General features: G+C 60.0%; 12 protein-coding genes. 5 read left to right on the top strand and 7 right to left on the bottom strand.

Features of this window, described 5'->3' with window-relative positions:
* Positions 1 to 57 precede the first annotated feature (57 nt).
* The 4 genes from FBY01_RS25160 to FBY01_RS25140 all read right to left on the bottom strand — a co-directional run bounded on the left by FBY01_RS25160 (position 58) and on the right by FBY01_RS25140 (position 5,784).
* The gene (locus tag FBY01_RS25160; protein WP_145309974.1) at positions 58 to 1,101 is read right to left on the bottom strand and encodes an ABC transporter substrate-binding protein; all 1,044 of its coding nucleotides are present in this window, start codon (positions 1,099 to 1,101) and stop codon (positions 58 to 60) included.
* Positions 1,102 to 1,149: 48 nt separating this feature from the next.
* Positions 1,150 to 2,274 (bottom strand): ABC transporter ATP-binding protein, encoded by a 1,125-nt coding sequence (locus tag FBY01_RS25155; protein ID WP_010467179.1) that lies wholly within the window; start codon positions 2,272 to 2,274, stop codon positions 1,150 to 1,152.
* A 326-nt stretch (positions 2,275 to 2,600) separates the two neighbouring features.
* Positions 2,601 to 3,242 (bottom strand): response regulator transcription factor, encoded by a 642-nt coding sequence (locus tag FBY01_RS25145; RefSeq protein WP_154501908.1) that lies wholly within the window; start codon positions 3,240 to 3,242, stop codon positions 2,601 to 2,603.
* Between the two features lie 145 nt (positions 3,243 to 3,387).
* The gene (locus FBY01_RS25140) at positions 3,388 to 5,784 is read right to left on the bottom strand and encodes a PAS domain S-box protein (RefSeq protein ID WP_145309970.1); all 2,397 of its coding nucleotides are present in this window, start codon (positions 5,782 to 5,784) and stop codon (positions 3,388 to 3,390) included.
* Between the two features lie 73 nt (positions 5,785 to 5,857).
* Between FBY01_RS25140 and FBY01_RS25135 the strand changes: the two genes are divergently transcribed.
* Positions 5,858 to 6,850, top strand: a complete 993-nt coding sequence (locus FBY01_RS25135; protein WP_077747317.1) for an alpha/beta hydrolase family protein — start codon at positions 5,858 to 5,860, stop codon at positions 6,848 to 6,850.
* A gap of 125 nt (positions 6,851 to 6,975) precedes the next feature.
* Here FBY01_RS25135 and FBY01_RS25130 read toward each other — a convergent pair whose 3' ends face one another.
* Genes FBY01_RS25130 through FBY01_RS25120 form a run of 3 tightly spaced genes read right to left on the bottom strand, consistent with a single transcriptional unit; the run spans position 6,976 to position 9,432 of the window.
* Positions 6,976 to 7,743, bottom strand: a complete 768-nt coding sequence (locus FBY01_RS25130; protein WP_077747316.1) for a TerB family tellurite resistance protein — start codon at positions 7,741 to 7,743, stop codon at positions 6,976 to 6,978.
* 1 nt (position 7,744) lies between these two features.
* Positions 7,745 to 8,416, bottom strand: a complete 672-nt coding sequence (gene murU / locus FBY01_RS25125) for an N-acetylmuramate alpha-1-phosphate uridylyltransferase MurU (RefSeq protein WP_145309968.1) — start codon at positions 8,414 to 8,416, stop codon at positions 7,745 to 7,747.
* The gene (locus FBY01_RS25120) at positions 8,413 to 9,432 is read right to left on the bottom strand and encodes an aminoglycoside phosphotransferase family protein (protein WP_145309966.1); all 1,020 of its coding nucleotides are present in this window, start codon (positions 9,430 to 9,432) and stop codon (positions 8,413 to 8,415) included. Before FBY01_RS25120 ends, murU begins: the two co-directional genes overlap by 4 nt.
* Positions 9,433 to 9,562: 130 nt before the next feature.
* On the opposite strand from FBY01_RS25120, the gene FBY01_RS25115 reads away from it, so the two are divergent.
* The 4 genes from FBY01_RS25115 to rsmA are packed head-to-tail and all read left to right on the top strand — an operon-like array spanning position 9,563 to position 15,459.
* Positions 9,563 to 12,361, top strand: coding sequence for an LPS-assembly protein LptD (locus FBY01_RS25115; RefSeq protein ID WP_145309964.1), 2,799 nt, complete (start codon positions 9,563 to 9,565; stop codon positions 12,359 to 12,361).
* A complete protein-coding gene (gene surA / locus FBY01_RS25110) occupies positions 12,342 to 13,658 on the top strand; it encodes a peptidylprolyl isomerase SurA (RefSeq protein WP_010467166.1) in 1,317 nt (438 codons plus the stop codon). Before FBY01_RS25115 ends, surA begins: the two co-directional genes overlap by 20 nt.
* Complete coding sequence (gene pdxA, locus FBY01_RS25105; protein WP_102595386.1) at positions 13,655 to 14,644, top strand: 4-hydroxythreonine-4-phosphate dehydrogenase PdxA; 990 nt, start codon at positions 13,655 to 13,657, stop codon at positions 14,642 to 14,644. Before surA ends, pdxA begins: the two co-directional genes overlap by 4 nt.
* Positions 14,641 to 15,459 carry a 16S rRNA (adenine(1518)-N(6)/adenine(1519)-N(6))-dimethyltransferase RsmA gene (rsmA, locus tag FBY01_RS25100; protein ID WP_010467164.1) on the top strand — a complete coding sequence of 273 codons (819 nt, stop codon included), beginning with the start codon at positions 14,641 to 14,643 and terminating at the stop codon, positions 15,457 to 15,459. The genes pdxA and rsmA overlap by 4 nt, the downstream gene beginning before the upstream one ends.
* Positions 15,460 to 15,573: the final 114 nt, after the last annotated feature.

Raw genomic sequence — 15,573 nt, 5'->3', positions numbered from 1 at the left:
TTCCCACGCAAGGCGTGGGAACGATCATCCGCAGAACCGTCGTCCTGTGTGACTTGCTTATTTGGCAGCCCAGGAATTGAAGCGCTGCTCCAGTTGCTCGCCGTTGTCAGCCCAGAAGCTGACGTCGATCTGCACCTGGTTGGCGATGTTTTCCGGGGTGGTCGGCATGTCTTTCAGGACATCCTTGGCCAACAACGGTACGGCTTGAATGTTGGCCGGGCCGTAAGCGATGTTTTCCGAGTAGGTCTTCTGCTGCTGCGGCGCCACCGAGAACGCGATGAATTTCTTCGCCGCTTCGGCGCGCTTGGCGTCCAGACCTTTCGGGATAGCCCATGCGTCGAAGTCGTAGATACCGCCGTTCCACACGACTTTCAGGTTGCTTTCTTTCTGCACGGCGGCGATCCGGCCGTTGTAGGCCGAGCTCATGACCACGTCACCGGACGCGAGGTATTGCGGCGGTTGTGCGCCGGCTTCCCACCACTGAATGCTTGGCTTGAGCTCATCGAGCTTCTTGAATGCGCGGTCCTGACCGTCTTTGCCAGCCAGCACTTTGTAGACGTCTTTCGGCGCAACGCCGTCGGCCATCAGTGCGAATTCCAGGGTGTACTTGGCGCCTTTACGCAGGCCGCGCTTGCCCGGGAATTTTTTGGTGTCCCAGAAATCCACCCAGCTGGTCGGTGCCGAGGCCAGTTTGTCGGCGTTGTAGGCCAACACGGTCGACCACACGAAGAAACCTACGCCGCAAGGCTGGATCGCGCCCTTGACGTAATCTTCGGATTTGCCGAACAGCGCAGGATCAAGTTGCTCGAACATATCTTCGTCGCAACCGCGAGACAGTTCTGGCGACTCAACTTCCACCAGGTCCCAGGACACGCTCTTGGTGTCGACCATGGCTTTGACCTTGGCCATCTCACCGTTGTATTCGCCAGCCACGATCTTGCCGTTGCCTGCCGCTTCCCACGGTGCGTAGAAGGCTTTGACCTGCGCCGCCTTGTTCGCCCCGCCAAAGGACACCACGGTCAAATCCTGGCCCGCCGCCATCGCGTGTGCCGCACCGATCATGCCCATGACCAAAGCGGTGAATTTCAGGGATCTCAACATTTATTGTTCTCTCCACGTGCAGGGTTGGTGTTGGTGTAGCCGGGGCGATCAGTTCGCCTCTAGAAGGGGATCGAGCGCGCGAACGTGTTCGACCTGCCAGCCAAGCGGTACCACGTCGCCGACAGCCAGCGCGGGATCGAGCTCGGCAATCGGTTGTTTCACGAAGAAGTCGGTCTTGCCGCAGACTTCCAGGCGAACCCGGACGTGGTCGCCCAGATAGATGAATTCCGCTACCCGCCCTGAGAAGCGGTTGACGCAGGACTCGCTGGAGCCGTTGAGGCTTACGCGTTCCGGGCGAATCGACAGCGTGACCGGTTCGCCGGTTTTGCCGACGTTGACCGCCAGGGCTTCAACCTTTTCACCGCGGCCGAGCTCGACGATGCAGCGGTCGCCGGTCTGGCTGTGCAAGCGGCCGTTGAGGCGGTTGTTCTCGCCGATGAAATTGGCGACGAAGGTGTTTTTCGGCTCTTCATAGAGGGTGCGCGGCGCGGCGATCTGCTGGATCTCGCCCTGATGGAACACTGCCACGCGGTCGGACATGGTCAGGGCTTCGCCCTGGTCGTGAGTCACGTAGACCACGGTCACGCCGAGGCGCTGGTGCAGGTGTTTGATTTCCATCTGCATGTGTTCACGCAGTTGTTTGTCCAGTGCGCCGAGGGGTTCGTCCATCAGCACCAGTTGCGGTTCGAACACCAATGCGCGGGCTAGGGCCACACGCTGTTGCTGACCGCCGGACAGTTGTGCCGGGTAGCGCTGGGCGAAGGCGTCGAGCTGAACCATGCTCAGCACACGTTTGACCCGGTCACTGACATCGCTCTTGTTCAAGCCGCGCACGGTCAGCGGGAACGCCAGGTTCTCGGCGACGGTCATGTGCGGGAACAACGCGTAGTTCTGGAACACCATGCCGATGTCCCGCTTGTGCGGCGGTACGTTGTTGATGGAGCGTCCGGCCAACTGGATTTCGCCGGCGGTGGGTGTTTCGAAACCGGCGAGCATCATCAGGCTGGTGGTCTTGCCGGAGCCGGAAGGCCCGAGCAAGGTGAGGAACTCGCCTTTGCGAATCTCCAGGTTGAGGTCTTTGACGATCAGGTTCTCGCCGTCGTAGCTTTTTTGCACTCCACGAAAGCTGACCAGAATGTCACTGGCCCCTGCGTTTGAATCGACCTGGCTCATACCCACACCTTTTTTGTTGATGACTGCTGTGGACTAAGCCTAGTGGACGCTGCCGACCGCGCAAATCGGGGCGCAGGAGAGAATCGCCTCAGCGGGATGGAAGGTTGGGTGTAGGGATTGCCCTACAAGGATGGCGGGGATGGGCAGGTGCAACGGTGATTTGCAGCTGCAAGCGGCAAAAATGGGCAAAAGCGGGATTTCAGGATGTCGCAAATGGATATGACGACGAGATTCCTGTAGGAGCGAGGCTTGCCCGCGAAGGCGCCCGCGCTGGCGCTAAAAGCTTCGCGGGCAAGCCTCGCGCCTACAGGGGATCGCATTCAGATCTAGAGGAGTTTGTGTTCCATCGCGTACTTCACCAGTTCCGCCAGTGAGGTGATGTTGAGCTTTTGCATCAGCCGCGCCTTATGGGTACTGATGGTTTTGCTGCTCAGGGCCAGTTGCTGGGCGATATCGTTAACGTTGGCGCCCTGGGCCAGGCGTTCGAACACCGAGAACTCACGCTCCGAGAGCAATGAGTGCAACGGCCGCGAATCGGTCAGGCCAACTTCGAAGACCATGCGGTCCGCCAGGTCCGGGTCAATGTAACGACCGCCCGCCGCGACCTTGCGGATCGCTGTCAGCAACAGCGCCGGATCGCTGTCCTTGGTCGCATAACCCGCGGCGCCGACCTTTAATGCCCGGGCAGCCATTTGTGCCTCATCGTGCATCGACAACACCAGGATGGCCGGCGGATTGTTCAACGCACGAATCCTTGGAATCGCTTCCAGGCCATTGACGCCAGGCATGGAGATGTCCAGCAACACCACTTCGCAGGGCACATGCCGCAAGGTTTCGAGCAACTGCTCGCCATTGCTCGCCTCCCCTACCACCAGCAAGTCCTTGGCCAGGCCAATCAACTGCTTGATGCCTTCACGGACGATGGTGTGGTCTTCGGCTACCAGTACACGGATCACAGTCTTCTCCATTCTTTTTATGTAAGAGCCAAGATCATTCTCGGGCAAGCTCGCTCCTAAAGTGGACTGCGGGGTTATCAGCTATCTGCGCACCTGCCCGAATCCCTGTGGGAGCGAGCCTGCTCGCGATGACGAAAGCAAAGTCACCACGAAGACTTCAGCCCTCATCCACCGGCACTCGCACACTCAACGTGGTGCCCTCCCCCGGCTCACTCTCCAGCGACAACCGCCCGCCCATGATCAACACCCGCTCACGCATGCCGACCACACCGAAGGACGTTGCCCTGCCCGTGGCGGGGACAAATCCTACGCCATCATCGCTCACCGTCAGACACAACTCGGCACCTTCCAGCGTCAATGTCAGTTCGACAGTATGCGCCTGGGCATGCCGCATGACATTGGTCAGCGCTTCTTGAAGGATTCGGAACAGCCCAATGGCCTTGGCATCACTGAGCACCGGCAGGTTCTCCGGCACCTGCACCAGACATGGAATCTGCGTGCGCGCCTCGAAACGCCGGGCCTGCCACTCGATCGCCGAGGCGATCCCGGCATCGAGAATCGGTGGTCGCAGCGCGGTCGCCACATCGCGCACCAGTTGGAACAGCTGCGCAATCAGGCGTTTCATGCTGTTCAAGCGCTCGTTCAGACCAGGGTCGAGCTGGGCGTAGGCCAATTCGCACATGGAGGTTTCCAGCTTCAGCACGGTGAGCATCTGACCCAGTTCATCGTGAACTTCCCGGGCGATGCGCGCTTTTTCCTCTTCCCGTACGCTCTCCAGGTGAGCGGAAAGCTCACGCAGTTGCTCGCGAGAACTGGCCAGTTCCAGTTCGATGCGCTTGCTCTCGCTGATGTCCCAGACAATCCCGTCCCAGACATAGGCGCCATCTTCGAGCCGACGAGTGATGGCCTTGATCTCGGCCCAGCGCTGCTCGCCCGAACGAGTAAGAATCCGCCCCTGCCACGACCAGTCACTGTCGGTGTCCAGCGCATGGTCCTGAGTCTGGTGATAGCTGGCCTTGTCGTCCGGGTGCACCAGGCTGCGCAGGCCTTTGTCACGGTGGGCCAGGGTCGCCGGCGAATAACCCGACAGGCTCTCGCTGCCTTCGCTGATGTAGGCAAAGTCGATCTGCCCTGTCACCGGCGCCCGCTCAAGGCGGAAGACCAATCCCGGAACGTTGGCCGCAATCCCCTGCAACCGCGCTTCGCTTTCCTGCAACGCCGCCAGGGCGCGACGACGTTCGGTGACGTCGTTGAGGTAGACCACCAGGTATTCACCACCACGAAAGCGCATAAAGCTCAACGAAACATCGGTCGGCAGGATGCTGCCATCCGCTCGCACACAGTTGGTTTCGAAACTTTGCGGCCCTTCTTCGCTGGCCCGGGCACGCTTCCACAGGTTCAGCCAGCGGTCCATGTGCAGGCCCGGCTCAAAGTCGATCAGCGGCCGATCCATGATGCCGCCGACCGGATACCCGAGCATGGTTTCGGCCGCGCGGTTGGCGTAGCGCACGTGGCTGTCCCAATTGACCCAGAGGATGCCGACGGTGCTCTGATCGATGGAAAATTGCGTGAGGCGCAACGCCTCTTCGCTGGCCTCGCGCAGGGCGATGTCCGCGCGCGCCTCCAATAGTCGCTGTTCCAGACTGTGTTGTTGGCGGCGCTGCCAGAACACGATGGCCATGCTGCTCAGCATCAACACCGCCATCAACAGGCTGAGGTTTTGCCAGAAGCCCGGGGTCTCGGTCAGGCGCGGGTATTTGGGTTGCAGCCATTGGTTGTGCAGTTGCTCCAGGTCCTTGGCCGGGATCGCCCGCAGCGCGCTTTCGACGATGCCCGCCAGTTCCGGTTGGTCCCGCCGAGTGGCTACTCGCAGCAATTGCGGCAAGCCGATGTCACCCACCACGACCAGCCCGGCAAATTCGGGCTCGACGGACAGCCGCCCCAATTGCGCTTCATCGACCACGGCATAACCGGCCTGCTGACTCAGCAACAATTGCAATGCCTGGCGCTCGGTCGGTACGCCTTGCAGGTTCAGGTGGGGATAGTTGCCGCGCAGATAGTCAGCCGTCGCACTGGGCATGCGCACAGCGACGCGGGTTTGGCTGTCGAGTTTTTCCAGCTCCACCGCGCCGGTGCTTTTCTGGTCACTGACCACCAGTTGCGGCACCCGCATGTAGGGGTCGGAGAATTGCCAGAACCGCAAGCCGGCGGGGGTTTGGGTCAGCCCGGGAGCGATGTCGATTTCACCCTCGCGCGCGGCGGCTTCCAGTTGCGCAAGGTCGGGGAAATTACGCCAGCTCAGCTCGACCTTGAGCGCTTTGGCCAGCCATTTCATCAACTCGACGTTGACCCCCGACAGGCGCTGCAAGCGGCGATCGTATTGCGCGTAAGGCGCCTGCAGCACCAGCCCGACACGCAATTCTCCGTGCGCTGCCAGCCACTGTTGTTGCTGGAGCGACAGGGGCGCGACGTGCGTCGGTGGCGCGGAAGCCGCCCAACTCATCAAGGGAAACCACAAACAGCCGATAACCCACAGGCAGCGAAAACGCATCATCGAAGTCTCACACACTGACAAATACTGACCAACCCATTAGGCTGCCGGAATAACTTCTGGCCTGGAATATCCGATGCCCCCTGTCTACCGCCTGGCATTGCCAGCATTGTGCCTGTCGCTGATCCTGCCTTGCGCCTTTTCCGTCGAGGCGGCCGACCCGGCACCTGCCGCTGCGGAAAAACCCGCAGAAGAAAAACCGGTCGAACGCCAGCCACTGCTTGAGCGTAGCCAGGAAGAAACGACAGCACTTGAGCGAAAAATCCCCGCGCAGGAACAGCAACAGCTGCAAGCCGGCGCCGACACCTTCCTTGCGCTGTGGAAACCGGCCAACACCGCCGAGCCCAAAGGCGCGGTGATTATCATCCCAGGCGCAGGTGAAACCGTTGACTGGCCGCAAGCAATCAGCCCGTTGCGTAACAAATTGCCCGACGCGAAGTGGAGCAGCCTGAGTATCACCTTGCCGGACGTGCAAAGCGACGCCATTGCACCACGCGTCATGGAAATGCCGCCAACGCTCAAGGCGCCGGAAACCGGCAGCAAGGACTCGACCACGGCAGCTCCCATTGAGCAAGCGGCAGGTGGTGAAGCGGAAGTTGCCGACAAGGCCATCGCCGAAACCACTGAGGAACAGTCAAAGGCCGCCGCCGAACGCATCTTTGCTCGAATTGATGCGGCCATTGCGTATGCCGAACAGCAAAGCGCTCGCAGCATCGTGGTGTTGGGCCATGGCACAGGTGCTTATTGGGCCGCGCGTTATTTGAGCGAGAAGCAGCCGTCGCAAGTGGAAAAATTTGTGATGGTCGCGGCACAGACGCCTGCCGCGGCGAAACCCGAACTGGTCGAACTGACGCCGACACTGAAGCTGCCGACGGCAGATATCTTCTACATGGATAAGCCGCTGGATCGCAACGCAGCACTGGCACGGATGCAGGCCAGCAAGCGCTTGAAGTCTTCAGCGTTCAGCCAGGTGTCGCTCAAGGCGTTGCCCGGTGACGCCAAGGCCGAGCAAGAGCAACTGGTGCGCCGGGTGCGCGGGTGGTTGAATCCGCAGAAGGCGGCGGACTGAAAGACCGCGTCGCCCCCATCGCGAGCAAGCCTAGCTCTTACAGGTTCTGTGCTGTATGACGCGAAACCTGTAGGAGCGAGGCTTGCCCGCGAAGACGGTATCCCTGGCGACACGAATCTTTCCAGCTACCGAAAATCCCGCCGCTCACGAATCAACGTATAAGCCGTATGCAGTTCGCGAGTCTTGTCCGTCGCCTCACGCACCTGCAACGCCGTCGCACCGCTGCCGGCAATCTTGTCCGGATGATGGCGACTGAGCAGGCGTCGATAGGCACGCTTGATCTGCGCCGGCTCGCTGGTCGCCGACACCCCCAACAGCTGCAAGGCATCCTGATAAGTCAGGGTGCTGCTGACCTGCGGGCGCTTGTGCTGATCGTAGTCAGCCGCCAGCGCCAGTACTTGTTGCGGCGTCCAGCCCAGCCACTTGCCCCACAGGGCCAGCAATTCACGTTCATTGTTCCCCGCACGCCCATCGGCCCAAACCATGCGCCAACAGGCGCGCAATACGCCTTCCGCGGCGTGGGGCTGAGCACTCAAGCGCCGCAGATACCCGCGCAACCGGTCACGGCCCGACTTGCCGCGATTGAACGCGGCAATAGCACGACGCTGCGCCGATTCGGTCATTTCCAGCGCACGCATTTCCTGGCGAGCCTGCTGGATGTGACCATCCACCACGCGTCCATCGCTCTTGGCCAACCGCCCCAGCAACACGAACAACAGTTCATCGTTGCGCAGCATCGGACGACCGCCGAGCTTTTCACGCAAATGCCCCCAGCTTTGCAGGTGCAAGCGCCGATCCAGCGCCTGTCCCAGCAAAGCACCGAGCATGGCCCCCGGAATGCTGGCTATGGCAAAGCCCGCTCCGGCTCCAATCAGAGTCCCTGGCCACAGCATCTCAGCGTCTCGCTTCTATCAGGGTTTCAACTTCAGCCAGGCGTTCATGCGTGCCGACATCCACCCAGTATCCGCTCAGGCGTTCGCCGGTAACCTGTCCATCCGCCATCGCTTTGCGCAGCAACGGCGCCAGTTTGAAGGCGCCGGCCGAGCAACCGTCGAACAGTTGCGGATGCAGCACGGCAATACCGCTGTAGGTCAGGGTGTCGGCGTCAGGCTGACCGTCGCGCACTTGCCCGTCGACCAGCGTGAAATCGCCGGTAGGGTGATGGGCTGGATTATCCGCCAGCACCAGGTGCGCCAACCCGGCGATGGGTTGATGCAGCACGCTGAAGTCGTAGTCAGTCCAGATGTCACCATTGACCACCAGGAATGCTTCATCGCCCAGCAGAGGCAATGCGCGGAAGATACCGCCGCCGGTTTCCAGTGGCTCCCCTTCCGGTGAGTACTGAATACGCAGGCCGTATTGCGAGCCGTCACCCAAGTAGCTTTCGATCTGCTGACCGAGCCAGGCGTGGTTGATCACAATCTCGGTAAACCCGGCGTTTGCCAGGGCTTTCAAGTGGTACTCGATCAGAGGCACGCCGCCAGCACGAACCAGCGGTTTGGGTGTGGTCAGGGTCAGCGGGCGCATGCGCTCGCCTTTGCCGGCCGCCAGAATCATCGCCTTCATGCAGGGGCTCCAGCACGCAGGCTCAGCAGCAACACATCCAGCTCGGCCAGCTCAGGACGGCGGGCGATCACTGCATCTATATAAGCAAAGAAGCGCGGCACATCGGCCAGGTAGCGCGGCTTGCCGTCGCGATGACAGATGCGGGCGAAAATGCCGATCACTTTCAGATGACGCTGCACGCCCATCAGGTCGCTGGCGCGCAGGAAGTCTTCAAAATCAGGCTGCACGGGAATGCCGAGCGCACCCGCTTGCTGCCAGTAATTTTCCAGCCAGGCTTGTACACGCTCCTCGGGCCAACTGAGGAAAGCGTCCTTGAACAGGCAAGTGACGTCATAGGTCACCGGGCCGTAGACCGCGTCCTGGAAATCCAGCACGCCGGGGTTCGGCTCGCTGAGCATCAGGTTGCGAGGCATATAGTCGCGATGCACCAGCACTTTAGGCTGGGCCAGGGCGCTGTCGATCAGCAGCTCAGTCACGTGCTGCCAGAGCGTTTGCTGCGCCGAGTCGAATTCGATGCCCAACTCGCGCTTCACGTACCACTCGGGGAACAGCTCCAGCTCACGACGCAGCAAAGCCACGTCGTAACTCGGCAACGGCGCGACCATCGGCAATTGCTGGAAAGCCAGCAATGCTTGCAGGGCATCCTTGAACAAATCGTCGGCGTTTTCGCTATCAATTACGTCCAGATAAGTCTTGTTGCCCAGGTCATTGAGCAAAAGAAATCCGCGTTCGAGGTCTTCGGCATAAATTTTCGGCACATTTATTCCGGACTTCGCCAACAAAAAAGCGATATCCACGAAGGGTTTGCAGTTTTCCTGGGGCGGTGGCGCGTCCATCACGACGAAACTTCTGCCTTCGCCTTCCCACCGGAAATAGCGCCGAAAACTCGCGTCACTACTGGCCGCGGTCAATGTGGCCGGGGGTACGACGCCCCAGCCCTGTTCTGCAAAGAGGATAGCCAACTGCTCATCGAGCCAAACTTTCAGGTGTTGCAAACGTACATCTTGGTCAGGCATTGCAAGGGTCTCCGACGGCGCTAGCCGTCAAGCGGGTCATGCTTTATTATCCAGCATCTTTTTCAGACCATCGAGAGGCGTGCGGCCCACACCGCGGGCAGATGGCACGCAGGAAGCCCGGACTAATAAGATGGCATTGAAATCCCCCGCGTTTCGTAAAAAATTTCCGTTGTTGGTTACCGGCAGTCTGCTGGCCCTGCAACCCCTAGCCACTTCTTTCGTGGTCGCCGCGGAACAGTATGACTGCTCAGTCTCTGCTTCGGGTGCCTGGGACTGTGCGCCAAAAGCGCCAGCGGCGGCATTGCCTCCGCGTCCCGTCCATGACGGCAGCGCAGTTTCCGCCACCGGCGAACCTGCGTCCGAAAGTGGCACCAGTGAAGACACTGGCGCCAAGCCTGTGCTGGTTACCGAGTCCAAAGGCCGCGGCCTGAAGTCGCGTAGTGCAGACTACAGTCACCTCGACTGGGTTCCGCGCGAGAACCTCACGGCAGCGCAACTGGCAGAGACCGGTCCTTACTGCTCTGGTTCCTATATCGAACCGATTCGTCCTGGCATGAATGACAAGACGAATAAAAGTGACGCTCCAACCTTTATCGGCGCGAAAGCCTCCCGCTATAAGCAGGAAGAGCAAGTCGCGACCCTGGCCGGTGACGTCGTCATGCGCCAGGGCAGCATGCAGGTTGAAGCCGACGAAGCGAATCTTTACCAGGCCGAGAGCCGTGGCGAACTGAGCGGCAACGTGCGCATTCGCGACAACGGCGCACTGATCGTGGGCGACCACGCCGACGTGCAGCTCGATACCGGTGAAGCCAAGGTCGATAACGCCGAATACGTGATGCACAAATCCCGTATCCGCGGTAACGCGCTGTACGCCAAACGTGCCGAAAACGCGATCATCCGCCTCAAGGATGGTACGTACACCACGTGCGAACCGAACAGCAACGCCTGGCAGCTCAAGGGCAACAACATCACCTTGAACCCGGCGACCGGCTTCGGTACCGCGACCAACGTGACACTGCGGGTCAAGGACATTCCTGTCCTGTACACGCCGTACATCTATTTCCCGATCGATGACCGTCGCCAGTCCGGCTTCCTGCCGCCGACTATCGGCACGGGCAGCGATACCGGCTTCATGCTGGTCACACCGTATTACTTCAACCTGGCACCGAACTACGATGCCACGTTGTATCCGCGCTACATGAGCAAGCGCGGCTTGTTGATGGAAGGCGAGTTCCGCTACCTGACCCCGTCCAGCGAAGGTCAGTTCGGTGCTGCGTACCTCAACGACGAAGATACCGATCGCAGCAAGCAGACCGACTACCAGAAAAACCGCTACATGTATAACTGGCAGCACAAGGGTGGTCTGGATTCGCGGGTCCTCACGCAGGTTGATTACACTAAGATCAGCGATCCGTATTACTTTCAAGACTTGCAGACTGATCAGATTGGTATAAAAAGCGCCGATTATGTTAACCAGCAAGGCTCCGTCACTTACCGTGGCGATAGTTACTACGCTCAACTGAATGCACAGGCCTATCAGCTTGCAACGGTGTCGAACATTACACCGTATAACCGCTTGCCACAGATTACGTTTGCGGGCCGGCTACCAACTCAACCGGCCGGCCTGAACTTTGATTACCAGACCGAGCTGGTACGGTTTGATCGCGACTTGAAAAACGGCACTTTCACCGACGAAGACGGGAACGTGACTCCGCGCCTAGACACGAACGTTGTTGGCTTGGCACGCGCTACAGGTGATCGTCTCAACCTTGCGCCAGCCGTCAGTCTGCCTCTGAACTGGACTTACGGCTTCCTGAAGCCGACGCTCAAGTACCAGTACACCCAATACAGCCTGGATCTGGACAACAGGGGCAAAACCTTTGTTTCCAACCAGACCGCAGAACAGGACAGGCTACTCGGAAAGTTTGACAGCAATCAGAACCGTGGCGTGCCGATCGCCAGTGTCGACAGCGGGCTTTACTTCGATCGCAATACGCAATGGTTTGGCAAGAACTACCGTCAGACTCTCGAACCGCGCCTGTTCTATCTGTACGTACCAGAGACCGATCAGGAAGACATTCCGGTATTTGATACCAGCGAATACACCTTCAACTATGCGTCGCTCTTCCGTGATAACCGTTTCTCCGGCTCCGACCGCGTCGGTGACGAGAACAAACTGTCGTTGGGCGTGACCAGCCGCTGGATCGAAGACAACGGCTTCGAACGTCAACGCATCAGTGTCGGCCAGGCCTTGTACTTCAAGGACCGCGAAGTTCAGTTGCCGGGTATCGATGCAAAGACCCGCGACGATGCGCACTCCAACGTGTCGCCTTATGCGCTGGAATACGAATACCGCTGGAACCGCGATTGGCGCACCACGGCCGATTACAACTGGGACCCGGACAGCCGCAGCCCTCGCTCGGGCAGCGCGATGTTCCACTACCAGCCTGAGGACAACCCGAACAAGGTCATCAACGCCGGTTATCGCTATCGCAATGACCAGGTCCGTTACGACCAGAACAGCGGTAAATGGTCGGTGGGCGGTGGTGATTACGGCACCCCAGGCCAACCTGGCTACGTGAAGGACTACTACAAAATCCAACAGCACGACTTCTCGGTGATCTGGCCAATCGTGCCGCAATGGAACGCCATCAGCCGCTGGCAGTATGACTACAACCGCAACCGTACCCTGGAAGCCTTCGGTGGTTTCGAGTACGACAACTGCTGCTGGAAACTGCGCCTGATCAACCGTTACTGGGTTTCCTATGACGAGTTCAGTCAAGATGCCCCGCAAAACGAAAAAGGCGACCACGGCGTCTTCCTACAAATCGTTCTGAAAGGTCTCGGCGGCCTCACCGGCGCCAAAGTAGAGAGCTTCCTCGACAAAGGCATCCAAGGTTATCGTGAACGTGAAGACCAAGCTTTCTGATTGTCTGCGCCCGCTAGTGCTGGGCGCGCTGTTCCTGGGTACTGCGGCGAACGCCGCGGTACAGTCCATCGATAAAGTGGTGGCCATTGTCGACAACGACGTGGTCATGCAAAGCCAACTGGACCAGCGTGTTCACGAAGTTCAGCAAACCATCGCCAAACGCGGTTCTGCGGTTCCGCCGGCCGGCGTGCTGGATCAGCAGGTGCTTGAGCGTCTGATCGTCGAAAACCTGCAATTGCAGATCGGCGAGCGTTCCGGCATCCGCATTACCGATGAAGAACTGAACCAGGCTGTCGGCACCATTGCCCAGCGCAATAACATGTCGATTGATCAGTTCCGTGCTGCCCTGACTCGTGACGGCCTCTCTTATGAGGACGCACGGGACCAGATTCGTCGCGAAATGATCATCAGCCGAGTGCGCCAGCGTCGTGTGGCCGAGCGCATTCAAGTGTCTGAACAGGAAGTGAAGAACTTCCTCGCTTCCGACCTCGGCAAAATGCAGCTGTCCGAAGAATTCCGTCTGGCCAACATCCTGATTCCTACGCCGGAAAGCGCCAACTCCGATGCAATTCAGAATGCAGCCAAGCAAGCGGACGCGGTTTACCAGCAACTCAAGCAAGGCGCTGACTTCGGTCAGTTGGCAATTGCCAAATCCGCCAGCGAAACCGCACTGGAAGGCGGCGACATGGGCTGGCGTAAAGCCGCTCAACTGCCACCTCCGTTCGATCGCATGTTGAGCACCATGACCGTTGGCGACATTACCCAGCCAATGCGCACGCCGGGGGGCTTCATCATCCTGAAGATCCTCGACAAGCGTGGCGGTGAGACCCAGACCCGTGACGAAGTGCACGTGCGTCACATCCTGGTCAAGCCGAGCCCGATTCGTGACGAAGCAAAAACCAAAGCCCTGGCTGAATCGCTCTACACCCGAATCGAAGCAGGCGAAGATTTCGGCGAACTGGCGAAAAGCTTCTCGGAAGACCCGGGTTCCGCCCTCAACGGTGGCGACCTGAACTGGATCGACCCGAACGCATTGGTGCCCGAGTTCCGCGAAGTGATGGCCAAGACCCCGCAAGGTCAACTGTCCAAGCCGTTCCAGACTCAATACGGCTGGCACGTTCTGGAAGTCCTTGGCCGCCGCGCCACCGACAGCACGACCCAGGCCCGTGAGCAGCAGGCGATGACCGTACTGCGTAACCGCAAATACGACGAAGAGCTGCAAACCTGGCTGCGTCAGATCCGTGACGAAGCGTATGTAGAGATCAAACTCCCTGGTGCAGACCAGGCAGCGCAGTGAAACCCAAGCGTTTCGCGCTGACACCCGGCGAACCGGCCGGCATAGGTCCTGACCTGTGCCTGCTGCTCGCCTCGCAAGCCCAGCCACATCCCCTGATTGCCATAACCAGCCGCGACCTGCTCCTTGAGCGGGCCGCGCAGCTGGGTGTGGTCGTCGATTTGCTGCCGGTAACACCGGACAGTTGGCCGGATGCCCCGGCACCCGCCAACAGCCTGTATGTCTGGGATACCCCGCTCAATGCACCGGTCATCGCCGGGCAACTGGACAAGGCCAATGCGGCTTTCGTTCTGGAAACCCTGACCCGTGCGGGCCAAGGCTGCCTCGACGGGCATTTCGCCGGCATGATCACCGCCCCCGTGCACAAGGGCGTGATCAATGAATCGGGCATTGCCTTCTCCGGGCACACCGAATTTCTCGCTGACCTGACCCATACCGCACAAGTGGTGATGATGCTTGCCACCCGCGGCTTGCGCGTGGCGCTGGTCACCACTCACCTGCCCCTTCGGGAGATTGCCGATGCAATCACCCCGGAGCGTCTGGAACGGGTCACACGCATTCTGTACTCCGACCTGCAACAAAAGTTCGGCATCGCCCGGCCACGCATCCTGGTCTGCGGGCTAAACCCGCACGCCGGTGAAGGCGGACATCTGGGCCATGAAGAAATCGACATCATCGAACCTACATTAGAGCGCCTGCGCGGCGAGGGCATGGACCTTCGCGGCCCCCTGCCCGCCGACACTCTGTTTACCCCCAAATATCTGGAGCACTGCGACGCGGTGCTGGCGATGTACCACGACCAGGGCCTGCCTGTGCTGAAATACAAAGGCTTCGGCGCGGCAGTCAACGTGACCCTGGGCTTGCCGATCATCCGCACATCGGTCGACCACGGCACTGCCCTGGATCTGGCCGGCAGCGGCAACATCGACACCGGCAGCCTGCAAGTCGCCCTGGAAACCGCCTACCAGATGGCCGAGACCCGTTTATGACCGAACATTACCAACACCGAGCGCGCAAGCGTTTTGGCCAGAACTTCCTGCACGATGCCGGCGTTATCGACCGCATCCTGCGCTCCATCCACGCCAAGCCTGAGGACCGCCTGCTGGAAATCGGCCCGGGCCAGGGTGCACTGACCCAGGGCCTGCTGGGCAGCGGCGCGCAACTGGACGTGGTGGAGCTGGACAAAGACCTGATCCCGATCCTCAATCAGCAGTTCGCCGGCAAGAGCAACTTCAACCTGCATCAGGGCGACGCGTTGAAGTTCGATTTCAACAGCCTGAACGCAGCGCCGGGCAGCCTTCGGGTCGTCGGCAACCTGCCGTACAACATCTCTACGCCGCTGATTTTTCACTTGCTGCACAACGCCAGCCTGATTCGCGACATGCACTTCATGCTGCAAAAGGAAGTGGTCCAGCGTATGGCGGCGGGCCCTGGTGGCGGTGACTGGGGCCGTCTGTCGATCATGGTTCAGTATCACTGCCGGGTTGAGCATCTGTTCAACGTTGGCCCGGGTGCGTTCAATCCGCCACCGAAAGTCGATTCGGCCATCGTGCGCCTGGTGCCTCACGCGGTGCTGCCGCACCCGGCCAAGGATCACAAGCTGCTGGAGCGTGTTGTGCGCGAAGCCTTCAACCAGCGCCGCAAAACCCTGCGCAATACCCTCAAGTTGCTGCTGAGCAACGACGAAATCACGGCAGCCGGTGTCGACGGCAGCCTTCGTCCAGAGCAGCTCGACCTTGCCGCCTTCGTGCGCCTTGCCGACAAGCTCAGCGAACAAGTCCTGGCTACCCCCGCCGTCGACTGACAGCCGACGAGCGTTATCGGGTAGGACACCAGCGCCCATGTCTGGTTTACTACCCGATACTTGGCCTAGACTGAGCTCCATCAGCTACGCCCCGCGTCCCGCTTCGCTTTTAAG

Source organism: Pseudomonas sp. SJZ077 (genome assembly GCF_007993905.1).
Lineage (GTDB): Bacteria > Pseudomonadota > Gammaproteobacteria > Pseudomonadales > Pseudomonadaceae > Aquipseudomonas > Aquipseudomonas mandelii.
The sequence above is the reverse complement of the archived record's forward strand: the minus strand, read 5'-3'. Positions and strand labels throughout refer to the sequence as shown.